The sequence below is a fragment of the Marisediminitalea lipolytica genome, assembly GCF_001758465.1.
Taxonomy (GTDB): domain Bacteria; phylum Pseudomonadota; class Gammaproteobacteria; order Enterobacterales; family Alteromonadaceae; genus Alteromonas; species Alteromonas lipolytica.
The window spans coordinates 15,648-40,341 of sequence record NZ_MJIC01000006.1; the positions used below are offsets into that span (position 1 = coordinate 15,648).

The window sequence follows — 24,694 nt, forward strand, 5'->3', positions numbered from 1 at the left end:
ATGCACATGCCGATAAAAAAATGGCTGCGACAATATGCCGTGGCGCTGCCGGTGTTAACCGGTATTTTTACCCTTTCTCAATACAGCAAAGGTTACACGCTGACCGATGCGGTTGAGTTTGCCTTATACTGGGCGCTGGTTACGCTGGCCATATTTGCTGTGAGCCGGGCCTGGAACTTTCACCGGCATCAATACTGCGGTTTGTGCAAGGATTTACCGGCAGCACCGAGCGATGATAAATCCAACTGAACTGAAGCTGGTGAAACCGGCAATGACCTGGCAGGCCTCCTATCAGCGTTATATCGAAGAACTTGGCGACGAAGAGCGCTACCCGTTTCCTATGGACTTTGACCATCGGGATTTCGCCGCGATGCTACAAAAAATCGCTGACTTTGCCGCCGGTGTTAATCTGCCGGCAGGCTATGTGCCCAGTACCACTTTGTGGCTGGTCTGTGGAGCCAAATTGCTTGCGGTGGCGAATATTCGCCATTATCTGAATGACGACTTACGTTTTGCCGGTGGCCATATCGGGCTGGGTGTGCGGCCTTCTGCCAGAGGCCATTCACTGGGGAGTTATCTGCTTGGGGAGGCGGTGAAATATGCCCGGCAACTGGGTATTGGTGATGTACATGTGCATTGTTATCACAATAATCTGGCTTCGGCGGGCATGATCAAGCGCTGCGGCGGACAGCTGGAAAGTGAAGTTGCCCTTGATGATTCAGCAAAGGGGCAGATTGTTCATCGCTATATTATTGGCGAATAAGCAAAAAAGGCCGCTTACTGCGCGGCCAACAGGTTGGGGGATAGCTAACCGGATCACTACTGCTTAGCGAGTCCCAGCGTCCTCTGAAAGGGGGCTTTTATCACCGCGCCCGCCTTTGCGTTCTTTATGACCCCCTTTGTGAAACAGGCGGTCGCCGCCACGTTGCTTACGGTGCTTCATCATCATTTCGAGAATGGTGTTTTTTTGTTCGTCGGTAAACACCGACCAGAATTCAGCCCGCAGCGCCTGTTGTTTTTCTTTAAGCGCTTTCAGTTGGCTTTTCTGGGCTTCAGTTAGTTCCAGCTTTTCGGCCATCCTTTCCAGCATGGGCGGGAGTAAAGGCAGAGCGTCTTCGCTCTGTTGGGTTTTGGTTACACTGGCGTTGGCGGCCAGCGCAACACCGCTGATCCCTGCGCCGGTTATCATGGCAGCACAGGCAATAACACTCAGTTTTTTGAATACAGAATTCATCAGGTTCTCCTGGTTATATGACTTCCTCTGTTGAGGCAATTTAAGTGTATGCGTTTAAAAGTCAGCTAACGTTAAGAAATGCAAATGTACTGTGAACATACGAAAAGTAAGGCATTATTATGCGCAGGAAAAGGTGTTCATAAATGACGATATTATTAATTGAAGACGATAAAGGCCTGGCGGAGTTGCTTAGTGAGTTTCTTGGCATGTCAGGTTACAAAGTGGTGCACCGTGCCGATGGCGAGTCTGGTCTTAACGCCGCATTACACTACGATAATATTGACTTAATATTACTGGACGTCATGTTGCCCAAACTGAACGGGTTGGATGTGCTTAAGGTGTTGCGTCAGCACAGTGAGATCCCGGTATTAATGCTCACGGCCAGGGGAGATGACCTGGATAAAGTACTGGGGCTCGAGCTGGGCGCAGATGATTACCTGGCCAAACCTTTTAACGATCGTGAGTTGCTGGCCCGTATCCGGGCAATCATGCGGCGTACTCAGGAGCGTCCAGTGGCCGATGAAAAACTCCCGGCCAACAGCCAGCAAAAGCAGTTGATACTTGGCGATGTGTGTCTGGATTTAATGCGCCTAGAAGCCCATTGTCATCAGCAGGCACTGGAATTAACCGGTAGTGAATTCGCTATTCTTAAACAACTGGGTCTGGCCCCCGGTGAACTCATTACCAAGGAAGTGTTGTCTCAAAAATGTCTGGGGCGGCGCTTGCAGGCCTTTGATCGCAGTATCGATACCCATATCAGTAACGTGCGTAAAAAGCTGGCCGCAGTAGGCTCAACTTGCGAGATTAAGAGCCAGCGTGGCAGAGGCTACGGAATATTCAGCGGATGATCAGCCCCATTCGTAACTTTAATCTGAAGGTGCTCGGTTGGTTTTGGCTCACACTGTTGGTGTCTGTGCTCTCTATCGCCATTCCGGCGGTGCTTATTCAACAGTTTTCAGCTGTTAACCACCTGCATGGCCGTGATCGTGAAATCATTAATGTCATGACCAACCGCATCGATGAAATGATTATTTCCAATGAGGGTAATCTGGAACACTTAAGCCAAAGAATAGCCGATAACGATGGGCCTATGCCGTTTCAGTGGTTTGTCATCGACAGTGAACTTAATATCGTCCTGAGCAGTGCGCCGATTCGTAAAGCGCTTAGGGAGCGCCTTGGCAAACCGCGGTTCTGGTATTTTTTACAGAGTGACCACCTGCGCGATATTAATCTTGAGTGGACACGTATGCTCGGCCCCAGCGCTATACCTTCACGACCTGACTGGAAGCTTGTTTTGTGGCGACCGGAGCGTCCAAAACCCATGGAAATCTTTCGCACTATGCCCTGGTGGAGCATCCTGGCCATATTTGTAGTGGTAACCAGTGTCATGAGCTATTTACTGGTGCGCTCGATTGCCCAGCCGCTGAATCGATTGGGGCAGGCATTTAACGCCGTAGGGAATGGCCAGCTTACGCATAAGGTGGATGTGTCAAACCGAAACAGTCGTGATAATCGTTTTGCTGCTAATGCTCAGTTTCTGCGCTTGTTTGAACAATTTAATGAGATGACGGCCCGCATTGCCGCGCTTATTCAACATCAAAAGCGCCAGAGTGCGGATATTTCCCATGAGCTCAGAACGCCACTTACCCGTCTGCAGATGACCCTGGCGCTGGTTCGCAATAAGTCCCGGGATGAGGCGATTCAGCCGCTGTTGGAACGGGCCGAAAAGGAAAGTGAGCTGCTTAATTTACATATTCAGCGCCTCAGCGATCTCACCACTATGGAAGCCCATGCCATTCAACAGGGTAAGCAGCGATTAACCACACAGCAGTTGCTCAGCGATCTCTGCGAGGATGCCGCGTTTGAAGCCAGACAAATGGGTATTGCCTGGCAACATTCCCTGTGCCCGGCAACGCTGGACGTGTTTGAAGAGCCGTTTGTTACGGCCATTGAGAATGTTGTTCGCAATGCATTTAAGTACGCCAGCGCAACGGTAAATTTACGCTGTGAGTGCGAGGGTGAATGGTTTAAAGTGATTATTTGCGACGACGGCCCTGGTGTGGCAAGTGAGGAGCTGGCCAGGCTCACCAAGGCTTTTTATCGTACCGACAGTGCCCGTAACAGTGACACCGGCGGTTTGGGGTTAGGGCTGGCTATTGCCGCAGAAGCCATGCGCCTGAACGAAGGCGGTATCCATTTTGCCCTGGCTAAGCCTCATGGCCTGCGTGTAACCTTGCAATTCCGGCTGGCGGTGTCGGCTATGCCGTGAGCATTATTTGCCGTCGATATAAAACTCATCGTGAAACGTATAGGCCAGACCGGGAAAGTAAATAATCAGAATGGTCATGGTCATACCGTTCAGCATACCTTCCGGAAATAACAGCAGAGGGATCAGGATAAGGTAATTGTCCTTAACCACGGACCAGGTGTATACATCATCCAGTACATAATAACCGCTCATTAACGCTATTTTTAGCGCGATTGCCATGGCACCGGGAATGAATGCGCACAGAAATACATAAATAAACAGGTTTCTGGGCAGCTTGTGAAACGCCAGCATAAACAGCATATAGCTAAAAGCGATAGGCGCGGCAATGCCAAGCAAACCATTAACGCCAAACATAGCCCAGCTTTCTTTACCTATGGCGGTAGCACCAATTAAGGCCAGCGTGGCGGCCAACATTGAGTAACGAAAGCCAAGGGTCAGCGCAAGTGCAACCAGCCACATAAAGTGCACGCTGGGACTGGGACCGCCTGGGACGCTGGCACGAAAAATCCATAAAAAGAACACCGCTGCGGCGCAGCCAAATAACATGTGTTGCTTTTGTTTACTGGCCAGAAACTCCGGCCAGTGGATGTTCTTTGCCACACCCAGTAGCAGAAACGCGTATAACGCAAGGCCGACTAATTGCAGAGTCGTCATGAATTACACCTCGTAAGTGGCCCATATGGGAGCATGATCAGAGGGTTTTTCGATACCGCGAAGTTCATAATCTATACCAGAGTCCTTGAGCTTATCATGCATAGAGGCAGTAGCCAGGATCAGATCAATTCGCAGACCACGGTTGTCATTAAAGCCCTTAGAGCGATAGTCAAACCAGCTGAACTGGTCGTCGCAGTCCGGGTGCTGACTGCGGAAACTGTCATATAAACCCCAGTCCATCAGCGTGTTTAACCATTCACGCTCTTCCGGTAAAAATGAGCATTTACCGGTGCGTAGCCAGCGCTTGCGGTTGTCATCGCCAATGCCAATGTCATTGTCGGTATGAGAAATGTTCATATCGCCCATAATGACGACGTTATCCTGGGGCGTGTGCGCTGTGGTGACATAAGTCATCAGGTCGGCATAAAACTTTTGCTTGGCCGGAAATTTGGTTTCGTGGCTGCGGTTTTCACCCTGCGGAAAATACCCGTTTAACAGAGTGACTGGCTGGCCTTTGTCGTCTTCAAGGGTAACCATGATCATTCTGCGCTGGGCGTCATCGGCATCGGTCGGAAAACCATACTGCACGTTTACCGGCGCCTTTTTGGTGAGAAAAGCCACACCATAATGGCCTTTCTGGCCGTGAAAAAATACGTGGTAACCCAGTGCCTCAACGTCGGCCACTGGAAACTGAGGGTTGTCGACTTTAATTTCCTGCAGGCCAACCACATCGGGCTGATGCTTTTCGATGAGCGCCGTGAGTTGATGAATACGGGCGCGGATACCATTAATGTTAAAGGAGATTACTTTCATTGAATTCAACAGTCGATAAGTCTTTTATGCCCGGCATAGTAACAGAAACCCACGCAGAGCTTAACCGCTTGGTATACTCTGGCTTACAAATTGTCAGAAACAGGTATAATCGGCCAACATTTAACACAGCATAACGATACCATGAGCGAACAAGCACAACACGAAAGCCAGTTACCAGCCCGCGAGCGCGCAGAACTACTAATAGACAGAGTACTGGAAAACCAGTTCATCTGGGGATTAATGGGCACAGAAGGCTGGGTTATGGTCGACAGCGAAACCCAAACCTGTCTGCCATTGTGGCCCGATGAAGCCAGTGTGGCGTTTTGGCAGCGTAAAGACCTGCCAGACAGTAAGCCACAGGCTATTCCGTTACAGGAATTTACCGCCACCTGGTTGCCGGGACTTAAGAAAAACCAGATTGCAGTGATGTTGTTTCCGTCAGGCTCGCTTCGCGAGGGTATCGTTACATCTGCCGATGAATTACTTTTACAGTTAGCCGATGACAACGAGTAATACGCCGCTGGCGGACCAGCTTACCAACACCCGTGGTTGGGATAACCTGCTGCGACAGCTTATGCTGGCAGGCAAAGCGCTGGAGCCACTGCCGGCAGAACAGCGCAGTGAGGAAACGGAAGTAAAAGGTTGCCAAAGCCGGGTGTGGCTGCGCGTTAGCGTTGTAGATAACCAACTGGTAATGCAAGCCTGGTCAGACAGTAAGATATTGCGTGGTGTACTGGCGGTGATCCAGGAAAAAGTCCGGCAACTCACCAAGCCAGCGCTTAGTGAGTTTGACTTTTCCAGCTGGTTTGAGGCAGTGCAGCTGCAACGTTATCTCAGTCAGTCCCGGGCGAACGGCATTAACGAGGTAATAAAACAGTTACGTGTCCAGTCTGAGCAGCCGGGCTAATTAAATCGGCTCGGCTTGTTGGGGCAGGGTGAGAAACGCCCGGTCTATGCACGCCATGGTTGGCGATGATAAATCACACCGGTAGGGTAGCAGCGACGCCATCAGACTGACCTTGGCCGGATTATCCTGATAGCTGTGCCAGCAAGCATGGGTGTACAACATGCCCTGGACCAGAAAGGGCAGGCTATCGGCCCGCTGCAAAAATGTGGTTATCGGGGTTATAAAGTCAGTACCACTGTGAGCTGATAGTCGTTTCAGTACCTGAATTCCCTCGTTTTGCTCATCATCGATACGTTGTTCACGCCCCTGAGAAACACTGGTTACGGCCTGGCCTAAGCCCTGGCATAACGCCATTAAATCATGAGACGGAATACGCGACTGCGCGGTTGCTGGCAGAGCAGCAAAGGCAATGATTATAACGGCTGCGCATTTCGTTAACGTTTTCATTATCCGGGCTCTGTGGGAACTGATAACGCTTATACGGTAACAACGCTAAAACTGATTAGCGGTTTTTTGCTTCGATCCACTGACTCATAAATTGTGACGAACGCAGGCTGTGGTGCCACAACAAACTTTGCATAAACAATCCCTGCCGGTAAGCCGTTATTTGTGGCATCGTAGTGGCGATTTTGTCGAATAACTGGCCCACCGCCGTTGTCTGACTTTGCTGGTAGCTTTTGGCCTGTTGCCGGGCTTTGTTGCTGGCCTGTTGCCAGAGGCCCTCAGATTGGTAGAGCTGTACGGCATTTTGCGCAAAGGAAGACGGATCAGCGGCATCTACCACAGCCCCGGGCCAGTCGTTTTCATTAGCTATGCCTTCAGCGCCAATAGCCGTGGTGACACTTGGGGTAGCGTGTTGCATGGCCGTAAGCAGTTTGCCTTTGATGCCGGCACCAAAGCGCAGTGGGGCCAGGCATACTCTGGCTGCTCCCATCTCTGTCTGAATATCATCTACCCAGCCTTTAATAATAAAACCTTGTTTAGCGTTGTGGAGCTGGGTGGCCTTTTTCGGTGGGTAGGCACCGTAAATATGTAATTCTGCCTCAGGTAAGACCGAACGAATGGATGGCCATAACTGTTTTAACTGTAATACCGCGTCCCAGTTGGGGGCGTGGCGAAAATTACCCACGGTAATAAAATGTTGGCGCTGGTTAAATGGCAGTGTTTCCTGGGTAATGGCTATGGGCTGCTGAAGTGGAAATAGATGTAGTTGCTGTGCTGACACCTGATAGTAATTGGTCAGCAACTCATATTCGGCAGCGGAAATAATTAAGCTAAGATCTGAGCGCAAAATCGCGGCAATTTCACGCTGGGCGAATGCATTGTTGAGCTGAGCATCGCTGGCACGCATACCTTGTTTTACGGCTTCATGCCGGGCATGACGTAAACTGTGTAAATCCTCGGTATTGAGAATATGCATTGCCTGAGGGAAAGCTTTGCGTACTCTGGCTGAGAACTGCTCTTCGGTCATAAAGCGGTCAAAAACCACGATGTCAGGCTTTAACCCGGCGATAAAATCGTCAAAGCTTTTGTCGTTTAGGGCAATGGTATGTAACGTGCAGATGCGGCTGATATCGGGGTCGGTATGGGCACTTTCGGCCGCGGCAGTGGCAAAATGCACGGTATAGTTGTGAGCGTTAAAATGTGTCAGCAGGGCAGCCATGTTTTGCCCGGCGGCGGAAGATTTTGATTCCGGCCAAACCGCACCAATTACTAACACCTTTGCTGTCATACTCTTGCCCGTTTAAAAAAGTACGCAATATATCATGGCTTATCATTGAGTGGGGAGCAAAGTCAGCTACCATGAGAACTGATTTAAAGGCAGGGACCCCGTGCATGACAGAGTATCGCCATCTTATTGTTGGAAGCGGACTGATTGGCTGTTTCCTTGGCAGTTTAATCGGCCAGCGGGCTCAGGTCGGTTTTGTTGGGCGCGAGCCATGGCTTACACGTTTAACACAAGGCGTCACGTTAACCGATTACGCCGGTCATGAGCAGGCGTACCAAGCGGCTGAAAACCAGTGCAGTACTGTTATTCCAAACCTTATTACCCGCACAGTGGTGTGGCTTACGGTTAAAAATACGGCTCTTGAAAGTACCTTAAAGGCGTTGCAAAGCAAGCTGGGCGAGCACTGTGTGGTTATTTGTTGCCAAAATGGTCTGGGCGCGCCGGACATGGCCCGCCGTTATTTACCTGCGGTAACGCTGTTACAGGCTATAGTTGGGTGTAATGTGGTCTGGGACGCGACCCGTTGTTCCTTGCATAAAGCCACCCAAGGAGGAATGTATATTGAGCAGCCTCACCACTTTGAACCTACACTTAACCAGGCTCTGCAGAACATTGCCCATCCGTTACTGACCGTGAGCTTGCGCCACGATATACAAGCCATTGCCTGGGCAAAACTACAACTCAACCTGGCCAACAGTATTAACACCATTGTTAATCAGCCAGTAAAAACGATGCTGCTGGATAAAGCCTGTCGCGAGGTGATTGCCTTACTTATGGATGAGTTACTGGCAGTCGCTGCTGCTCGTGGGATAAGATTACCCCGCCTGACCCGGCTCCCGGCGCGCTGGTTACCAGTATTATTGCGGTTACCCACCTGGTTGTTTCGACGGCTGGCCAGTGCGATGTTGCATATCGATGATAATGCCCGTTCGTCGATGTGGTGGGATATAGCGCAGGGTAAGCAAACCGAAATTGATTATCTGAACGGGGCGCTTAACCATTATGCCGGACAAGTGAGGCTGTCCTGCCCGTTAAATAACAAGGTAACAGCACTGGTAAAGGCACTTGAAGCGGCTAAATCAGACGAATCCCGTGGGATTTTAGACGGGAAGACTTTGAAATATCGACTACACTTGAAATAATCCATTAATTATATGGCGGATACGGCCGTGATACGCTATACCACTAGCGGAGAGGGTAGTAAATGTTGTGAATGATAGTGAAGAATGGATTGCTCTCGCAGCAGAGGCTTAATTATGAAAAATGTGTCTGATATCGCAACTCTAGCTACAGGTGTCTTTGTATTACCAGAGGCGGTAACCCGACTTAAGGCGTGTATGGACGATAGCGCCGCGAGTATGGAAGATATTGGTGAGATAATCGCCTTTGACCCCGCCCTGACCGGTCAGTTGCTAAAAGTGGCTAACAGCGCCTTATATAAATTCCCTAACCGTATCGATACCATTACCAAAGCGTTGCAGGTCATTGGTACCCGCGCCGCTTATGATCTTGCGCTGGCTTATGGGATTTCTCACGCTTTTCGAAATGTAGAAGCCAAAATCATCGATCTTGACCACTTTTGGGAGCAAAGCGTGAGCTGTGGACTGCTGGCGAAATATCTGGCCGAGCAGAAAAAACACCGTGAGTCAGAAAGATTATTTGTCGCCGGATTGTTACATAATATTGGTGAGTTAGTTGTGGTGTCTATGTTTCCCAAAGAGGCCCAGCGATGCATGGCATTTAATGCACGGGTTAAACCCGCTGAGCTGCAGCAGGCGATTTGTGGTTTTACTTACACCGAACTCTCAGCCCTCATTATTGAAGGGTGGGGCATACCGGCGCCAATTTACCAACCTATCGACAAAATCCACGATATTGAGACGCCAGCCAGCGATCTGGATGTACAGATTCTGCAACTTTCCTACGTCCTGGCCCTCGACAACGTGAATACCGATGTCTATCCAAGCTACAATAACTTAGTGCCTCATTTGCATGAGTCTCTGGATCTTGCCCATGAAGATTTGGAAGACGCGCTGGATATCACCAATCTACAATGTTTAAGCGTGATGAGTTTGTTTAACCCTAATGCTTTCATGCTGTACTAGCCAATTTTTTTGCTCTGAGTCGTTATAAGGCCGTTAATGACAGCCTTATCGTTGCTGTGGCTTTGCATTAAGTAATGTTTGCGCTTACATAAATTGCTGTTGTATCGCGCTCCAATCTGCCAAAAACTGATATTTCCGCCATGTTAATTGTTAAAAAATTAACCATGTGTTTTGCTCTGAAAAATCGCCTCTATTCTTCGCTTGTGAGCAAGTGCCTGGCGAATACGCCTTATTTTTCCTATGACTAAATCGAAACCTGATCGCTGATGAAAATTAAAAATACAAATAAAACATGAGTTTGTTGTTTTGATCTAGTGTGCGCTAATGGCGTTGGTTCGTTGTTAGCTGTAATTATTTGTGTGCATTATGACTCGCGGTTGTTGGTAAAAAAATTGTTAATTTGAATTTACTTCTCGTATTTTATGTAATAATCTCTGTAAGCGCTTACATCATTTTTTAATTAATTATGTAAGCGCTTACACTAATGCGGCGGAGGACAGCCGGAAGTGACGCTAAATAAATTCCGTTTAGATCGGGGCTGAAGAATGAAAAACACAACAATGCAACTATCACGGTTGCTTGCCACAATGACCGCGGCAACGCTGATGGGTTGTGGCGGTAGCGCCAAAACAGAATCAGACTTTACTGCAGTGGATCCGGCGCAACCGGTGACTGACTGGGAGTTAGTCTGGAGTGATGATTTTGATGGTAGCGCAATTGATAGCGCTAAATGGACACACGAAGTAAATTGCGCAGGTGGTGGTAATAACGAACAACAGTGTTATACCGACGACCCGGCCAACTCTTATGTTGCTGACGGCATGCTGCACATTGTTGCATTACCGGCTGAAGAAGGCGCAGAGAAACCTTATACCTCAGCTCGTCTGAACACGCGCTACAAAGGTGACTTTAAATACGGTCGCTTTGAGATGCGCGCTAAATTACCTTCAGGGCAGGGTAGCTGGCCAGCATTCTGGATGTTACCTACCGACTATGTCTATGGTGGGTGGCCGAAATCCGGTGAAATTGACATTATGGAAGCCGTTAACCTGAAAGTGGTTGACGCTGAAGGTAATGCTGAATCTAACATTCACGGCACCCTGCATTACGGTCGTGAGTGGCCAAACAATGTGAACTCAGGCAAAGCTTATGAGTTCCCGGCGGATAAAAATCCGGCTGATGATTTTCATACCTATGCCATTGAATGGCAGGAAGGTGAGATCCGCTGGTATGTCGACGGTTATCTGTATGCCACTCAACGCAAATCGACCGTACGTTATAACTCCAAAGACGAAGCCGTGGGCCTGAGCCACCGCGGTTGGTTTGCTGAATATTACGATCAAATCACCGGTGAGTTAACCACCCACTGGGACAATGCGCCATTCGATCAGGAATTCCACTTATTGCTTAACCTTGCTGTGGGTGGCGACTGGCCTGAAAACGTAAACAATCTGGGTATTGATGCCGATGCATTCGCCAATGGTCAGGAATACGTTATTGACTATGTTCACGTTTATCAATGCGCGTCTGATCCGGATACTGGCAAAGGCTGTGAAACCGTCCGTCCTGGTTACAACGATTACGAGGATGCACTGGTAGAAGGCGAAGCGCCCATTCCATCACCGCCGTCTGCGGGTACGGTGCAAAACCTGACTATTTTTACCGAAGCGGCTAACCCTAACTGGCCTGCCTGGGATTGTTGTGGCGGTTCAACGCCAATGATTGTTGACGATCCCGACATGGGCGGCGTGTACGAGTTTTATGTGGGTGCACAACCGACGGTTAACGGATTTATCAGCCGTGCAGAGTTTATTACTGACGAAAACGGTCAGGCATCGCCCTTTGATGGTTCCGGTATGCTGGAAAACGGCGTGATTTCTTTTGACATGAAAATTGTATCAGCACCGTCCAGCCCGGATGCTGCTTGGTTATTCAAAGTAGAAAGTAATAATGCCTCCAGTGCGGCTGAACTGCCTTTAACCGACAACATTGATGGCGTAACGCCAGTGGTAGGCGAGTGGCAAACCTATGTTTTCCCTCTGCAAATGCTGGCTGATATGGGACTTGATGTGAGTGCCATTGACGTACTGATGGTATTCCCGGCCTGGGGCCTCGGTGAAGGTGCGGTATATCAACTGGACAATGTAGAAATTACCGCGCCAGCGCCTGAACTGGTGTTCTTTGAAGACGGTGAGAATCCGGATTGGGTCATGTGGGATTGCTGTGGTGGTTCAATGCCAACCGAGGAAATCGATGACGACGAACATGGCATGGTTGCCCAGTTCTCAATCGGCGAAGCACCAACTGTAATGGGCTTCATTACCCGCAGCGCGAATGGTGGTGGAGACAAGCCGTTTGATGCCAGCACAATCGTAGAAACTGGCCTGCTTGAGTTTGAAATGAAGGTGGTGGATGCACCATCAAGCCCGGATTCAAGCTGGTTAATCAAACTGGAGTCCAGCGATGGTTCGACAGCGGTTGAGCTGCCAATTACTGACAGCGTGGAAGGTGTAGTGCCAGTCACCGGTGAATGGCAGACCTATACCTTCAAAATGGCTGATTTAGCGGCCGCTGGTCTGGACGTAAGTGCCATCGATGTATTCATGATTTTCCCTGCCTGGGGTACCGGCAACGGTGCGGTATATCGTGTTGATAACGCCAAAATTTATGATCCGTCCGCGGTCTCTGCCAACGGTATCAGACTGTTTGCCGATGTCGCTGCCGATGGCTGGTCTATCTGGGATTGTTGTGGCGGTTCTACACCAACGGTTGAAACCGATGAAGATGACAGCAAGGGTGCCGTAGCACAGTTCATCATTGGCGCACAGCCAACAGTAATGGGCTTCCTGGCCGATGAAGGCGTGTTCTACGATGCGTCAGGTTTCTTAAGCACTGGCGTTGTTCGCTTTGACATGAAAGTGGTGTCTAACCCATCCAGCCCGGATGCCGTGTGGAAATTCAAAATCGAATCCACCGGTGCGGCAACCGCAGTCGAGCTTGATCTGACCGATAGCGTGGAAGGTGTAACACCAGTACTGGGCCAGTGGCAAACCTACACCTTTACCTTAGAGCAGCTGTTCAATGCCGGTCTGGATATCAGTGATATCAACGTCCTGATGGTGTTCCCTGCCTGGGGCACCGGTGACGGAGCGGTCTACCGAATCGATAACGCCGAGATTGCTGCGCAGTAACGCAGCCAGGCGCAGGTGGCAGCGGTCATGACTTGCTGCCGCCTGCACAAGGTAAAGAATAAAACGTGAGTATCGAATGATGAACGACACAACCTTTAATAAAAAACGCCTGGCGGTAGCAGTAGGGTTATTACTCGGCACCGCAGGCCTGCCTGTGTCAGCACAGGAAACCAGTCAGACAGAAGAAGAGCCGGTGATTGAAATTGTCGAGGTCCAGGGGATCCGCGGCAGTCTTATCCGTGCTATGGATATTAAACGCAGCACGCCAGGGGTAATGGATGCCATTTCCGCTGAAGAAATGGGTAAATTCCCCGATTCAAACCTGGCCGAGTCATTGCAACGTATTACTGGTGTAGCGGTTAGCCGCTCAAACGGTGAGGGTAGTGAAATTACCGTACGTGGTTTTGGCCCCAGCTTTAACCTGATTACTTTAAACGGCCGGCAAATGCCCGGCACCGGTTTTACCCGCTCTTATGGCCTGCAGCATTTATCGTCTGAAGGCGTGAGTGCGCTGGAAGTGTATAAAACCGGTAAAGCGGAACTGCCCAGTGGTGGCCTGGGTGCCACGGTGAATATTGTTACGGCCAAACCTTTACAACGCCCCGGCCAGCGTTATTCGTTTATGGCCAAAGCCATGCACGACTCCTCGGTGGTTGAAGGGGACGATGTAACGCCAGAAATAGCGGGCATTTACAGCAACACCTTTTTTGATGACAAATTTGGTTTTGCGGCCAGCTTTTCCCATTATCAGCGCGATTTTCAGCGCCAGCAGGCCAATATTCAGGGCTGGCAGGCCAATGTTGACCTGCCTGAGTTTAATGAAGCAACCATGATTGATCCGCGCGCCGTAGATGAAGAAGGTAACCGTATTGGTAATCACTTCTTCCCGAAAGACATGAACTACGGTATCGACAATGTCGAAAACGACCGGACCAATGGTCAGCTTACCTTGCAGTACGCGCCTAACGACGACATGACCATGACGGTTGACTACACCATGACCAAAGCGGTGGTGGGATTACAAAGTGTAGGTTGGGGTATCTGGAACGAGTTTGGCGGTAACATTAATGGTTATGAGCTGGATGAAAACGGAACTGCGATTTATGCAGACATTGGTGGCAACGACGGGTCGTTTACGGCTTTCCGTGAAACCACTGAAGTGGAAGCCAGATCCATCGGTTTTAACTTTGACTGGCAGGTTTCTGACGACCTGAAACTGGCCTTTGACTACCATGATTCCAGTAATGAAATCGACAACGGTGCTGACGATGGTATGGGTAGCAACGGGCAGATTATCCTGGGCTCAGATAAGCTTATTACCAAAATTTACGATTATCGTAATGGTGAAATCCCGCACGCTTATATTCAGTGGCAAAACGGTACCAATGAGTTGATGCCAGGCGAAATCGATTCTAACTTCAGTCAGTTTATTCACTCTCCGGGTGAGTCAACGGTGGAGCAATTACAAATCGATGGTGAATGGTTTAACTCCTATTTTGATATTCCCATGGCGGCAGTAAAATTTGGTGTTGCCCGCACCGAACAGACCATGAGTGGCTCTAATGCCTGGAGTGGTTTGCGTGGTGGCCCGGGGTTTAACCCGTCATTCCCGGAGATTTTCCCGGACAGTATGTTTATTCGTCATGAAACCGGAAGCTTCCTGGATGAGTTTGCCGGTGGCGGTGGCGATCTGATGCCAAACTATTACTACACCTATGATTTTGACGAGGCCATTGCTCGTCAGATGGCTTTCCTGACCGAAGATGTAGTAGGAGCTGATGTGTATGTACCCAATGCTTATTTTGACGGCATCGACGGCGAGAGTTTTGTAGAAGAAGTTACCAATAGTATTTATTTACAGACCGAGTGGGAATTTGAAGTGGCGGATTTCCCGGTTGAGATTATGGCCGGTGCCCGTTATGAAGAAACCGATGTTACCAGTACGGTTCGTCAGCGTGTCGAACAACAGGTTAACTGGGTAAGTGCGTCAGAATGGATCATGCAGTACGAACAAGGTGGTACGGCGAATTACTTAACCCAGGAAGGTTCCTATGATGTGCTGTTGCCCACACTGGATATTCGTCTGGACATTACCGACGAATTACAGGCCCGGGTTTCCTGGGGTAAAACCATGTCCCGCGCACCGCTTGGTTTCCTGGCTGGTGGCCGGGCATTAAGCGGCAGTCCCAAACCAGGTGCTCGTACCGGCGCCCAAGGCAATACCGGACTGTTACCCTTTGAATCCACCAACCTGGATTTAGCGCTGGAGTACTATTACGGTGATGCCAGCTATGCCTCGATTGTGTGGTTTAAAAAAGACGTGGATAACTTTATTCAGACCACGATCACTGAAACCACTATTGATGGCTTGTATGACATCTACAATGGTCCGCGCTATCAGCAGGCGATTGCTGATATCGAAGGCCGTGGTGAACAAGCCACCAGTACGGCCATTTTTGAGCAGATGCTGGCAAATGGTCATGGCAATGCTGATGGTCAGATTGAACCAGACAGCACTGACCCGTTAATAGTATGGAATGTGTCGCAGCCGAATAATACTGATGGTAAATCCGTCGACGGTATTGAACTGGCGTTGCAGCACATGCTGGGTGAGTCCGGCTTTGGCTTTAACGTTAATGCCACCTTTGTAAACGGTGATGTGGAATTTGATGTTAACAGTCTTACTCAGCAGGCGCCTTTGACCGGGCTGGGGGATTCGGCTAACTTCCAGGCGTTTTACGAAAAAGACGGGCTGTCGGTTAAAGTCACTTACGCCTGGCGTGATGGCTATTTGTTAGGGGTAGGGCAAGCCCAGGGCTCTGCCGATGCGCCGCCACAGTTCTTTAAAGACTATGGGCAGGTGGATATGAGTGTTAACTACGACGTTAACGATAACCTGACGGTTTTCTTTGAAGCGCTCAACCTGAACAACGAAACCGAGCAAGGCTATGGTCGTTACGAAGAGCAGTTCCTGTTTGCTCGTCAGTACGGTACCCGCTATGCACTGGGCGTGCGTTACGGCTTTAATTAACCCTGACAGTCCCAACCAGCGGTACTCATCACTGTACCGCTGTAATAATAATTATAATTTGTGCGTTACTTCATTTACCCCGGCTTGATACCGGGGTTTTTTATTAGCCAAAGACGGCAATGGTTTGACGACTCAGTGCCACAACCCTTTCTTTATCGTCCCAGATAGTCGCCTCGGTGTGGGCATAACCATCATTCGCCAACCTGGTATCAACCTGGTAACCAAACCAGGGGTTATCACTGGTAATATTTAACGGTTGAACCATTTCAATGTCCCAGCTAACCGTACTTGCCGGCGCGGGCAGTTTTAATTGTTGTAAAATGGCGGGAGGCCAGGCATCAATCAGTGAGATTAGATGGCTATAATTGAAGTTTTCCAATGGTTCTTTAAATCGCATCCAGCCATGATAATGACTGTGCTTACTCCAGCTAAAAGGAAACTGGCCCTGTTCTACGGCTAAATCATAGTAGCGGAAAAACCGAGGCATAAGCTTAGGGATCTGAGGGATATAATTGGGTTTTTGCGGAACCGCCATACTGTGTGAGGGAAGCTTATCAATGCTAATTTTTGATTCTCTGTTCACGCCAAAACAGGCTTGAATACAGACACATACATCTCCGTTTTGAACCAGCTTCGCCAAAAATTGCGTCATGTTGCGACCGGCGCGGAGTTTCTCCACCACGAGCTCGATTGGCGTATCAAAGCTCACCGGGCCAACGAAGTTAGTATGATAAGCCCGTAAACTGCGATCTTCTTCAACCACCAGGCTTAAGGCATGATGCAGCATCGCGGCCGTAATACCGCCAAATGCGGTGCGCCCCTGGCCCCAGGTATCAGGCAGGCCAGGATGAGAAAATGTCCATTGATTGTCACCGCTTTTTACTGCTGCAGCGGTGTGTTCCAGTAATTTATCGATATGCATGCTTAGCGCCTGTTATGAGCTCAACTCATAGTGAAAAAATGAAGAATAAGGTATTATCACGGCTTTTTTACCTCCTTCCGACTTTATCTTAATGATATTGGGGTATAAGTCTTGTTTTAAATAGTAACCGCACTGAGGTCATGAGTGAACCCGCCAGTTGAATCCACACCCAATCGCTATCGTTATTACGTGCTGCTCATGCTCACTCTGGTTTATGCGTTTAATTTTATCGATCGGCAAATTATTGGCATCTTATCTCCTTTCATTAAGCAGGAGCTGGGGCTGGATGATGCGCAGCTGGGATACCTTAAAGGGTTTTATTTTGCCGTGCTATATACGGTGATGGGCATTCCGGTGGCCTGGCTTGCTGACCGTTACAGCCGAATTAACATAATCACCCTGTCGTTAATTTTGTGGAGTGGTTTTACTGCGCTGTCGGGACTCGCGGGCAATTACCTGCAACTGGCGTTATGCCGCATTGGTGTTGGCATTGGGGAAGCGGGCGGTACGCCGCCGGCGCACAGCATTATCGCTGATTTGTTTCCGGCAAAAGAACGGGCAACGGCAATGGCTTTATACGCGCTGGGGATCCCCTTTGGCATTATGCTGGCATATTTAGCTTCGGCATTTGTGTTAAGTGGTGGTCAGGCCGACTGGCGTTCAGTCATGATTGCCGTGGGATTACCCGGTGTAGCACTGGCTGTGTTACTGAAATTCACCGTTAAAGAGCCGGTACGCCAACAATCGCCGGCAGAACAACAAAGACCCATGCTGGACAGTATTGCGCAACTGCTGAAAACCCCTTGCTGGTGGGGGATGGTGCTGGGGATTACGTTATCTTCTTTTGCCAACTATGCGGTGATTGGCTGGCAAATGGACTACTTTGTGCGCCGGTTCAGCGATATCGACATAGTATGGTTACTCATTGTCTTTGGCGTGATCAATGGCACCCTGTACGCGTTAGGCGTGTGGGCCGGAGGTGTGATTGCAGACCGATGGGGGCGCAGTAATCCTGGTGCTTATGCGCGCTTGCCTGCACTGGCATTGTGTTTAGGCGTGCCGGCTTTTTTAGTGGCTATTCACAGCGATTCATTGTGGGTTGCCATTGCGGGATTTACGTTGTTGCAGGTGACGTCAGGCACATACTTTGGCCCTTGTTTCGCCATGGCGCAAACATTGTCACCGGCAAACTGTCGGGCAATGTCTACCGCGTTGTTTTTCTTTGTGCTTAATTTGATTGCACTGGGCGGTGGGCCGACTTTTGTCGGTATACTCAGTGAATATTACATAACAAGTCACGGCCAGCTAAACGGCCTGGTAAAGGCTTTCGAGTGGCTGGCGTTACCTTTTGTGTTGTCTATTCTGATGTTTGGCTGGACGTCTTTGCGATTACCACTGGACCTGGAAAAGGTCCGGCGCGGTAATCGCTAAGCAACTGCTATCAGGAAAGGACTGTTCCGCCGACTGGCTGGCCCAGCATTTCGCGGGTCACCAGTACCACGCCTTTTTCAGATACTCTAAAGCCGCGGCGACGATCTTCATCGTGGTCGTAGCCAATCACCGAACCTTCAGGAATAACGCAACCGCGATCAATAATCACTTTGCGCAGCTTACAGTGACGCTTGATTTCCACGTCTGGCAGGATTACCGCTTCTTCAATCAGGCCATAAGAGTGAACGCGCACGTTAGAGAAACACAGCGAGCGGCGCAGGGTCGAACCAGAGATAATACAGCCTCCAGAGACCACTGAATTAATGGCTTCACCCCGGCGATCAGCGTCTTCCCAAACGAACTTGGCCGGCGGCAGCTGTTCCTGATAGGTCCAGATGGGCCATTTGCGATCGTACAGATTCAGTGCCGGTACCGGCGCGACCATTTCCATATTGGCTTCCCAGAACGAGTCAAGGGTACCCACATCACGCCAGTATACATGTTCGTTTTCGTTACTTTGGAAGGGATAGGCAAATACGTCGTGGTCTTTAATAATACTGGGAATAATATCTTTACCAAAGTCCCGTTCAGAGCCGGAGGTTTTTGCATCGCGGGCCAGTTGTTCAAACAAAAACTCAGTGTCAAACACATAGTTACCCATGGACGCCAGACATAAATCCGGTTCGTTTGGCAGTGGGTCAGGATCAGCCGGTTTCTCGGTAAAGCCTTTGATGCGATAATCTTCATCAACAGACATAACGCCAAACGCACCGGCCGCTTCTTCGCGTGGGACTTTCATACAGCACACTGTCATTTTTGCGCCGGTTTCAACGTGGCTGGCAAGCAGGTTCGCGTAGTCCATCCGGTAGATATGGTCACCCGATAAAATCATAACGAATTTTGGCAATTCATCACGGATAATGTCGATATTCTGGAACACGGCGTCGGCGGTACCTTCGTACCAGTTTTCAGAAAACCGCTGCGATGCTGGCAAAATCTCTACGGATTCGCCCAGTTCCTTTTTGAAATGTCCCCAACCGCGCACCAGATGGCGAATGAGTGAGTGGGATTTATACTGGGTAACTACGCCGATCCGGCGAATTCCGGAGTTGATGCAGTTAGACAGAGGGAAATCGATGATCCGGAATTTACCACCAAAATAAAGCGCAGGTTTAGCCCGCCAGGTAGTGAGTTCGTGTAATCGTGAACCCCGGCCACCGGCGAGGATCAACGCATAGGTATCGCGGGTAAGATTACTTATATAGCGTGGGCTCTTGTCGGACATTCTATTTCTCCATCGACGCGCTGTTGTAACGGCTACTGCCTATCGGTCAGACTGACCGATTCCATAATAGTGTAGAATAGAGTTTATTGTAATTAAATTACATTATTTTTCACTATCTTACGCCCTGATTAAAAAATGCTCAAGGGCACTTTGACGCATTAGGAGAATTGATCCATGGTGTTACCGGTTATCTAACGGATCTGTTGTATGTAAACTGTTTGCAGCGGGGTATCACATTTGCTTTAAACCAAGGCTTTTAGTGAACAATTAGCATTTTTTAATAACTTACAACAAAAATGCTGCTTAGACTCTCTTTTTGTTAAAATAATGTTATAATCCGCTAAGCGTTTGCCCAGGGAGACACTATGCGCAGCAACAAATGGTTTCTGAATCTGATGATGGTTGTTTTTCTTGTCTTACTGACAGGCTTTTTTCTGCCTGGCGAATACGAAGTCAAACGCGCCATAGAGATAGATGCACCGGCTGATGAAGTATACGCCGCCATTGTTGATTTGCGTAAGTGGGAACAGTGGAGTACCTGGTACCGGATGGATCCGAATGCGGTGATGTCATACGACGGCCCGGACCGGGCTATTGGCATGCGGGTCCGCTGGCAAAGTGACATTCTGGGCCGCGGTTCTATTGAGATCACGTCGTTACAATTTAACCGCCAGGTTATCTACGCAGTAGATAACCCCGAGCACGGTGTAGTGGCCGTAGGTGATATTCGCCTGCAACCTACGGACAACGGTACCGAAGTCTCCTGGATTAGTCGCGGGGATGTCGGCTTAAATCTGCTTGACCGCTACCAGCTGTTATTTTTCGACGATAAGTTAGGCGATGATATTCAGGTGGGATTAGAAAACATCAAAACCATGGTAGAAAACACCATCCACTAGTGTTTAGATTGCGCAAAATCAACACTTCTGCACTGTTGCGGGACAGAGCTGGATCTCAATCCATTTTTCATGCGTATAATACTGCATAATCAATCACTAAGGCGGTCTGACTTACACAATTTCAGACTGATTAAATAACTTGGATCCCACCAAAAAACGCCTGATTGCCAGTCTGGCGTGTACCAAACTGGCCGATTTGCTTATCTCTGCTAAAACCACGCTACCAGCGCTGATGCTAACACTGGGTGTACCCGCCTGGATGATTAGCTGGCTGGTACCTATCCGGGAATCAGGCGCTTTGTTACCGCAGGCTGCTATTGGTGTTGTGTTACGGCATTATCCGGCGCGTCACCATATCTGGCGTTTAGGGATGGTGGTTCAATCGTTATCCATTCTGACTATTGTTTTAGGGGCATGGTGGTTTGAGGGACTCGCTGCGGGCTGGTTTATTTTAGGCGGATTGACCCTGCTGAGTCTTGGTCGTTCGGCCTGTTCCCTGACGATGAAAGATATCCAGGCCGACGTCGCTGAGAAAGGCGAGCGGGGCAAGCTGCTGGGGATAGCATCCACTACTTCTGGTGTTCTCACGTTATTAATCGCTGTGCCTCTGTTGTTTTTCTCTGATGCATTGGGCGAAGCACTTATTTTTGGTCTGATTATTACGGCAGTGGCGGCCATGTTAATCGGACTGTTTATTTTACTGCCAGTGAAAACAACGGTAGAGGCCAAGGGAAAAAACAACGAGGGCAGCCATAGCTGGTGGGACTTTGATGCGGTGGTGTACAAGTTTATCGCGGTACGGGGATTGTTTGTGCACAGTGCATTGGTGGCACCTTATTTTATGCTGGAAACCGAGCAGGATGCGGCCAGTTTACTGCCGTTTTATCTGGGCGCGCAGGCGACCGCCACCATGCTCTCGTCCTTCATCTGGGGGAGCGTTGCCGACTACAGCGCACGCTTAACCCTGCAGCTGGCTGGCGTACTGGCGTTGATTGCCTGTGTCGGGTTATTGCTGTTACCTGGTCACTCTTTATGGATTTCCGGTGGATTGTTCTTTGTACTGGCGGTAGCACATACCGGCGTACGGACGGGCCGTAAAACCTATAGCCTGGATGTAAAAGAAGGGCAGGCCAGAACCGAATTAGTGGCGTTCAGTAATACCGCAATTGGCCTTATTTTACTGGGGTTCGGTGCGTTGTATGCGGCGCTAAAAGCAGCGTTTGATATCAACATTGTGGCGACCATGGCAGCCATGTTACTGGCGGGTATCGCTTTGAGTTTTATTTTACCCAAAGAGAAACAGTCAGCCTGACAACCGCCTGGCCAGGCTGCTGTTGATTAGAATACAGCGTGGTTTTTTGCCAGCAACGCACGCATGGAGCGTGATGCTGGCCCATGGTCAAGCTCATTGAATATCATTGCCGAAGCGGCCACCAGGGCATCAATATTGACGCCGTTGGTAATGCCCATGCCGTTTAGCATGTACACCACATCCTCGGTGGCAACATTACCGCTGGCGCTTGCCGCATAAGGGCAGCCGCCTAAGCCGCCGGCGGCTGAGTCTATCACGCTGATACCCTGCTGCAGCGCCACCAGAATATTGGCCAGTGCCTGCCCGTAAGTATCATGAAAATGCACCGCCAGTTGATTTACCGGAATGTCAGTGATCAGCGTATTTAGCAACGTAAGGGTTTGTCCGGGTGTGCCGGTGCCTATGGTATCGCCAAGGGATATTTCATAGCAGCCCATCGCCAGCAATTGCTGGCTTACTTTTAGCACCGCTTCTGGCGCGATAGGGCCTTCGTAAGGGCAGCCCATAACACAAGAGACATACCCCCTAACTTTGAGGTTGTGCGACTTAGCCAGCGCAAAAACCGGCTCGAATCGAGCCAGACTTTCTGTAATCGAACAATTGATATTGCGCCGGGAAAAGCTCTCCGACGCCGACGCGAATACAGCGACTTCATCAACGCCAGCCGCAATTGCCGCAAGCATGCCTTTTTCATTGGGCGTTAGTGCGCTGAATGTGCAGTTTGCATTGCGCGGCAATTCTGCAAATATATCGGCACTGTCAGCCATCTGCGGCACCCATTTAGGGGAGACAAAGCTGCCAGCCTCGATGCGGGTTAAGCCCGCTCTCACCAGGCCTTCGATAAACCGGAGTTTAGTACCAGTGGTGATCAAGCTGGCTTCGTTTTGCAGGCCATCACGAGCGCCGACTTCTACAATGCTCACCTGAGCAGGTAAATTACTCATCGCTGATAAACTCCAGCAGCGGCGCGCCGCCATCAACCAGATCGCCGCTTTGATAAAAGAATTCGTTTACCTTGCCATCGGCCGGGGCCTTAACGTTGTGTTCCATTTTCATTGCCTCCATAATTAGCAGTGACGTACCTTTGGTGACCGGCGTGCCGGGTTCTACCAGCAGCTTAACGATGGTGCCGTTCATGGGGGCTACACAGTCATTACCATGATTATCTTCATGCTGGCCAAAATCAGGGCGTTGCATCGCAAAGGGTACTGCCATGGCACCATCAAATAATACCCAGCCATCGTTTGAGTCAGGATAAACCTGATAACTGCGCTGGTAGCCATCCACGGTAATGGTGACGGTTTGGGCCTGCCAGTGCCCACTGACCAACCACTGCGAGTCTGCATCGCTGATAAGCAACTGATCACCTTGTGCGCATACCGTCAGTAAGGTGGTTTTGTGCTGACAGGTAAGTGCCAGATAGTGCTGGCGCTGGTGATTAAGCCGGAAGCTTCTGAGCGCGTTATCACCAAGGGGCGCGCTGGCGGATAGCTGGCTGTGGTAAAGGCAAAACGCCATTATCGGCAAATACGCTGTATTAAAGGCAACTGGCGCGAGGTCTTTACTGTGCTCACTGATAAAATGGGTGGTGAGCCGGGCATCGGCAAAGTCCGGGTGCTGCATCACCCGATACACATAGGGCAGGTTAGTGGTAACACCGGTCACCCGGGTATGCGCCAGACAATCCAGCATTTTAGCCAGTGCGGCATCACGGCTGTCGCTAAAAGTAATTAGTTTGGCCAGCATGGGGTCGTAATGAACGCTGACTGTATCGCCTTCGGCAAAGCCGGTATCCACCCGTAAGCCATTGCCGGTAGCAGGAAACTGCAAGCGTTTGAGTAAGCCGGTCGACGGTAAAAATTCGTTATCCGGATCTTCGGCGTAAAGTCTTACCTCAAAGGCATGACCGCTTAAGCGTAGTTCATCCTGTTGTTTAGGCAGCACCTCGCCAGCGGCTACCGCAAGCTGCCAGGCCACCAGATCTTCACCGCTGACCATCTCGGTTACCGGATGTTCTACCTGCAGGCGGGTATTCATTTCCATAAAATAGAAATGGTCACCGTCGAGTAAGAACTCCACGGTACCAGCGCCTACATAATTAATCGCTTTTGCCGCGGCCAGGGCACTTTCGCCCATTTGGCGGCGGATTTCATCCGGGATGCCAGGGGCAGGGGCTTCTTCGATAATTTTCTGGTGGCGGCGCTGCACCGAACAATCGCGGTCAAATAAATACACGCCGTTGCCATGCTCATCGCAAAACACCTGAATCTCCACGTGGCGGGGTTGGGTGAGAAACTTTTCGACCAGCATTAGATCATCATCAAAGCTGGCTTTCGCCTCGCGTTTAGCGGCTTCCAGTGCGGCATGAAATTCCGCTTCGGTCATCACCTGACGCATGCCTTTACCGCCACCGCCGGCGGCGGCTTTAAGCATCACCGGAAAACCGATGCGGCGCGACTCTTCAAGCAGTAGCTCTGCGCTTTGTTCTTCGCCATGGTAACCCGGGACCAGCGGCACGCCCGCTTGTTCCATAATTTGTTTGGCCCGGGATTTTGAGCCCATGGCTTCGATAGCACTGGCTGGCGGACCAATAAAGATAATGCCTTCCTGTTCGCAGCGGCGGGCAAAGGCGGCGTTTTCCGATAAAAAACCGTAGCCGGGGTGGATGGCATCGGCACCACACTGTCTGGCGGCGGCGATGATCTTATCCTGCACCAGATAGCTCTGGCTGGCCGGGGCAGGGCCGATAGCAATGGCTTCGTCGGCGAGCTGTACATGCATAGCATGGCGATCAGCTTCAGAATATACCGCAACCGAAGAGATATGGTTGGCGCGGGCCGTGGCAATAATCCGACAGGCAATCTCGCCACGGTTGGCAATCAGCACTTTTTTAATGGTTTTCACTGCCATGA

General features: G+C 50.0%; 22 protein-coding genes. 13 read left to right on the plus strand and 9 right to left on the minus strand.

From position 1 onward, the window contains the following. Window positions 1–249 (plus strand): hypothetical protein, encoded by a 249-nt coding sequence (locus BFC17_RS03005; protein WP_229681071.1) that lies wholly within the window; start codon window positions 1–3, stop codon window positions 247–249. After that, window positions 233–763, plus strand: a complete 531-nt coding sequence (locus tag BFC17_RS03010; protein ID WP_070174989.1) for a GNAT family N-acetyltransferase — start codon at window positions 233–235, stop codon at window positions 761–763. The genes BFC17_RS03005 and BFC17_RS03010 overlap by 17 nt, the downstream gene beginning before the upstream one ends. Before the next feature lie 63 nt (window positions 764–826). Here the strand turns inward: BFC17_RS03010 and BFC17_RS03015 are convergent, their stop codons facing one another. After that, window positions 827–1,234: a hypothetical protein gene (locus BFC17_RS03015; RefSeq protein ID WP_070174990.1), complete on the minus strand. Its 408-nt coding sequence runs from the start codon at window positions 1,232–1,234 to the stop codon at window positions 827–829. Between the two features lie 143 nt (window positions 1,235–1,377). Here BFC17_RS03015 and BFC17_RS03020 point away from each other — a divergent pair, with 143 nt between their 5' ends. Continuing rightward, on the plus strand, window positions 1,378–2,082 hold the full coding sequence (locus BFC17_RS03020) for a response regulator (protein ID WP_070174991.1): 705 nt from the start codon (window positions 1,378–1,380) through the stop codon (window positions 2,080–2,082). Next, window positions 2,079–3,503 (plus strand): ATP-binding protein, encoded by a 1,425-nt coding sequence (locus BFC17_RS03025; protein WP_070174992.1) that lies wholly within the window; start codon window positions 2,079–2,081, stop codon window positions 3,501–3,503. The genes BFC17_RS03020 and BFC17_RS03025 overlap by 4 nt, the downstream gene beginning before the upstream one ends. A gap of 3 nt (window positions 3,504–3,506) precedes the next feature. Here the strand turns inward: BFC17_RS03025 and BFC17_RS03030 are convergent, their stop codons facing one another. Beyond that, on the minus strand, window positions 3,507–4,157 hold the full coding sequence (locus tag BFC17_RS03030; protein WP_070174993.1) for an energy-coupling factor ABC transporter permease: 651 nt from the start codon (window positions 4,155–4,157) through the stop codon (window positions 3,507–3,509). 3 nt (window positions 4,158–4,160) lie between these two features. After that, window positions 4,161–4,970 (minus strand): exodeoxyribonuclease III, encoded by an 810-nt coding sequence (xthA, locus tag BFC17_RS03035; protein ID WP_070174994.1) that lies wholly within the window; start codon window positions 4,968–4,970, stop codon window positions 4,161–4,163. A gap of 141 nt (window positions 4,971–5,111) precedes the next feature. Here xthA and BFC17_RS03040 point away from each other — a divergent pair, with 141 nt between their 5' ends. Both BFC17_RS03040 and BFC17_RS03045 read left to right on the plus strand, forming a co-directional pair. Then, window positions 5,112–5,483, plus strand: a complete 372-nt coding sequence (locus BFC17_RS03040; RefSeq protein WP_139141985.1) for a DUF2750 domain-containing protein — start codon at window positions 5,112–5,114, stop codon at window positions 5,481–5,483. After that, window positions 5,470–5,877, plus strand: a complete 408-nt coding sequence (locus BFC17_RS03045; protein ID WP_070174996.1) for a SufE family protein — start codon at window positions 5,470–5,472, stop codon at window positions 5,875–5,877. The genes BFC17_RS03040 and BFC17_RS03045 overlap by 14 nt, the downstream gene beginning before the upstream one ends. Here BFC17_RS03045 and BFC17_RS03050 read toward each other — a convergent pair whose 3' ends face one another. Continuing rightward, the gene (locus tag BFC17_RS03050; RefSeq protein ID WP_070174997.1) at window positions 5,878–6,324 is read right to left on the minus strand and encodes a hypothetical protein; all 447 of its coding nucleotides are present in this window, start codon (window positions 6,322–6,324) and stop codon (window positions 5,878–5,880) included. It lies immediately after the preceding gene. A 55-nt stretch (window positions 6,325–6,379) separates the two neighbouring features. Continuing rightward, window positions 6,380–7,609, minus strand: coding sequence for a glycosyltransferase (locus BFC17_RS03055; protein ID WP_070174998.1), 1,230 nt, complete (start codon window positions 7,607–7,609; stop codon window positions 6,380–6,382). Window positions 7,610–7,713: 104 nt separating this feature from the next. Here BFC17_RS03055 and BFC17_RS03060 point away from each other — a divergent pair, with 104 nt between their 5' ends. The 4 genes from BFC17_RS03060 to BFC17_RS03075 all read left to right on the plus strand — a co-directional run bounded on the left by BFC17_RS03060 (window position 7,714) and on the right by BFC17_RS03075 (window position 15,933). Further along, window positions 7,714–8,748 (plus strand): 2-dehydropantoate 2-reductase, encoded by a 1,035-nt coding sequence (locus tag BFC17_RS03060; RefSeq protein ID WP_070174999.1) that lies wholly within the window; start codon window positions 7,714–7,716, stop codon window positions 8,746–8,748. A 114-nt stretch (window positions 8,749–8,862) separates the two neighbouring features. Next, the gene (locus BFC17_RS03065) at window positions 8,863–9,711 is read left to right on the plus strand and encodes an HDOD domain-containing protein (protein WP_070175000.1); all 849 of its coding nucleotides are present in this window, start codon (window positions 8,863–8,865) and stop codon (window positions 9,709–9,711) included. A 545-nt stretch (window positions 9,712–10,256) separates the two neighbouring features. Next, window positions 10,257–12,902 (plus strand): glycoside hydrolase family 16 protein, encoded by a 2,646-nt coding sequence (locus BFC17_RS03070; protein ID WP_070175001.1) that lies wholly within the window; start codon window positions 10,257–10,259, stop codon window positions 12,900–12,902. Window positions 12,903–12,981: 79 nt separating this feature from the next. After that, window positions 12,982–15,933, plus strand: coding sequence for a TonB-dependent receptor (locus tag BFC17_RS03075; protein WP_070175002.1), 2,952 nt, complete (start codon window positions 12,982–12,984; stop codon window positions 15,931–15,933). A 103-nt stretch (window positions 15,934–16,036) separates the two neighbouring features. On the opposite strand, the gene BFC17_RS03080 is transcribed toward BFC17_RS03075, so the two are convergent. Beyond that, the gene (locus tag BFC17_RS03080) at window positions 16,037–16,855 is read right to left on the minus strand and encodes an acyl-CoA thioesterase (protein ID WP_070175003.1); all 819 of its coding nucleotides are present in this window, start codon (window positions 16,853–16,855) and stop codon (window positions 16,037–16,039) included. A gap of 198 nt (window positions 16,856–17,053) precedes the next feature. On the opposite strand from BFC17_RS03080, the gene BFC17_RS03085 reads away from it, so the two are divergent. Beyond that, window positions 17,054–18,286, plus strand: a complete 1,233-nt coding sequence (locus BFC17_RS03085; RefSeq protein WP_083271560.1) for a spinster family MFS transporter — start codon at window positions 17,054–17,056, stop codon at window positions 18,284–18,286. A 10-nt stretch (window positions 18,287–18,296) separates the two neighbouring features. On the opposite strand, the gene glgC is transcribed toward BFC17_RS03085, so the two are convergent. Next, complete coding sequence (gene glgC, locus BFC17_RS03090; protein WP_070175005.1) at window positions 18,297–19,571, minus strand: glucose-1-phosphate adenylyltransferase; 1,275 nt, start codon at window positions 19,569–19,571, stop codon at window positions 18,297–18,299. 365 nt (window positions 19,572–19,936) lie between these two features. On the opposite strand from glgC, the gene BFC17_RS03095 reads away from it, so the two are divergent. Continuing rightward, the gene (locus tag BFC17_RS03095; protein ID WP_070175006.1) at window positions 19,937–20,470 is read left to right on the plus strand and encodes an SRPBCC family protein; all 534 of its coding nucleotides are present in this window, start codon (window positions 19,937–19,939) and stop codon (window positions 20,468–20,470) included. A 139-nt stretch (window positions 20,471–20,609) separates the two neighbouring features. Next, on the plus strand, window positions 20,610–21,782 hold the full coding sequence (locus tag BFC17_RS03100) for an MFS transporter (RefSeq protein ID WP_070175007.1): 1,173 nt from the start codon (window positions 20,610–20,612) through the stop codon (window positions 21,780–21,782). Window positions 21,783–21,808: 26 nt separating this feature from the next. On the opposite strand, the gene BFC17_RS03105 is transcribed toward BFC17_RS03100, so the two are convergent. Together BFC17_RS03105 and BFC17_RS03110 are read right to left on the minus strand one after the other, a co-directional pair. Next, window positions 21,809–22,726, minus strand: coding sequence for a hydroxymethylglutaryl-CoA lyase (locus BFC17_RS03105; RefSeq protein ID WP_070175008.1), 918 nt, complete (start codon window positions 22,724–22,726; stop codon window positions 21,809–21,811). Continuing rightward, the gene (locus tag BFC17_RS03110; protein ID WP_070175009.1) at window positions 22,719–24,692 is read right to left on the minus strand and encodes an acetyl/propionyl/methylcrotonyl-CoA carboxylase subunit alpha; all 1,974 of its coding nucleotides are present in this window, start codon (window positions 24,690–24,692) and stop codon (window positions 22,719–22,721) included. Before BFC17_RS03110 ends, BFC17_RS03105 begins: the two co-directional genes overlap by 8 nt. Window positions 24,693–24,694 lie beyond the last annotated feature (2 nt).

What these genes read in the sequence shown, in the direction of transcription:
- BFC17_RS03080 (WP_070175003.1), bottom strand. Translation starts at nt 16,855, where the DNA reads ATGCATATCGATAAATTACTGGAACACACCGCTGCAGCAGTAAAAAGC.
- glgC (WP_070175005.1), bottom strand. Translation starts at nt 19,571, where the DNA reads ATGTCCGACAAGAGCCCACGCTATATAAGTAATCTTACCCGCGATACC.
- BFC17_RS03110 (WP_070175009.1), bottom strand. Translation starts at nt 24,692, where the DNA reads ATGGCAGTGAAAACCATTAAAAAAGTGCTGATTGCCAACCGTGGCGAG.
- BFC17_RS03045 (WP_070174996.1), top strand. Translation starts at nt 5,470, where the DNA reads ATGACAACGAGTAATACGCCGCTGGCGGACCAGCTTACCAACACCCGT.
- BFC17_RS03040 (WP_139141985.1), top strand. Translation starts at nt 5,112, where the DNA reads ATGAGCGAACAAGCACAACACGAAAGCCAGTTACCAGCCCGCGAGCGC.
- BFC17_RS03085 (WP_083271560.1), top strand. Translation starts at nt 17,054, where the DNA reads ATGCTCACTCTGGTTTATGCGTTTAATTTTATCGATCGGCAAATTATT.
- BFC17_RS03050 (WP_070174997.1), bottom strand. Translation starts at nt 6,324, where the DNA reads ATGAAAACGTTAACGAAATGCGCAGCCGTTATAATCATTGCCTTTGCT.
- BFC17_RS03010 (WP_070174989.1), top strand. Translation starts at nt 233, where the DNA reads ATGATAAATCCAACTGAACTGAAGCTGGTGAAACCGGCAATGACCTGG.
- BFC17_RS03030 (WP_070174993.1), bottom strand. Translation starts at nt 4,157, where the DNA reads ATGACGACTCTGCAATTAGTCGGCCTTGCGTTATACGCGTTTCTGCTA.
- BFC17_RS03095 (WP_070175006.1), top strand. Translation starts at nt 19,937, where the DNA reads ATGCGCAGCAACAAATGGTTTCTGAATCTGATGATGGTTGTTTTTCTT.
- BFC17_RS03070 (WP_070175001.1), top strand. Translation starts at nt 10,257, where the DNA reads ATGAAAAACACAACAATGCAACTATCACGGTTGCTTGCCACAATGACC.
- BFC17_RS03020 (WP_070174991.1), top strand. Translation starts at nt 1,378, where the DNA reads ATGACGATATTATTAATTGAAGACGATAAAGGCCTGGCGGAGTTGCTT.
- BFC17_RS03005 (WP_229681071.1), top strand. Translation starts at nt 1, where the DNA reads ATGCACATGCCGATAAAAAAATGGCTGCGACAATATGCCGTGGCGCTG.
- BFC17_RS03065 (WP_070175000.1), top strand. Translation starts at nt 8,863, where the DNA reads ATGAAAAATGTGTCTGATATCGCAACTCTAGCTACAGGTGTCTTTGTA.
- BFC17_RS03060 (WP_070174999.1), top strand. Translation starts at nt 7,714, where the DNA reads ATGACAGAGTATCGCCATCTTATTGTTGGAAGCGGACTGATTGGCTGT.
- BFC17_RS03105 (WP_070175008.1), bottom strand. Translation starts at nt 22,726, where the DNA reads ATGAGTAATTTACCTGCTCAGGTGAGCATTGTAGAAGTCGGCGCTCGT.
- BFC17_RS03015 (WP_070174990.1), bottom strand. Translation starts at nt 1,234, where the DNA reads ATGAATTCTGTATTCAAAAAACTGAGTGTTATTGCCTGTGCTGCCATG.
- BFC17_RS03025 (WP_070174992.1), top strand. Translation starts at nt 2,079, where the DNA reads ATGATCAGCCCCATTCGTAACTTTAATCTGAAGGTGCTCGGTTGGTTT.
- BFC17_RS03055 (WP_070174998.1), bottom strand. Translation starts at nt 7,609, where the DNA reads ATGACAGCAAAGGTGTTAGTAATTGGTGCGGTTTGGCCGGAATCAAAA.
- BFC17_RS03075 (WP_070175002.1), top strand. Translation starts at nt 12,982, where the DNA reads ATGAACGACACAACCTTTAATAAAAAACGCCTGGCGGTAGCAGTAGGG.
- xthA (WP_070174994.1), bottom strand. Translation starts at nt 4,970, where the DNA reads ATGAAAGTAATCTCCTTTAACATTAATGGTATCCGCGCCCGTATTCAT.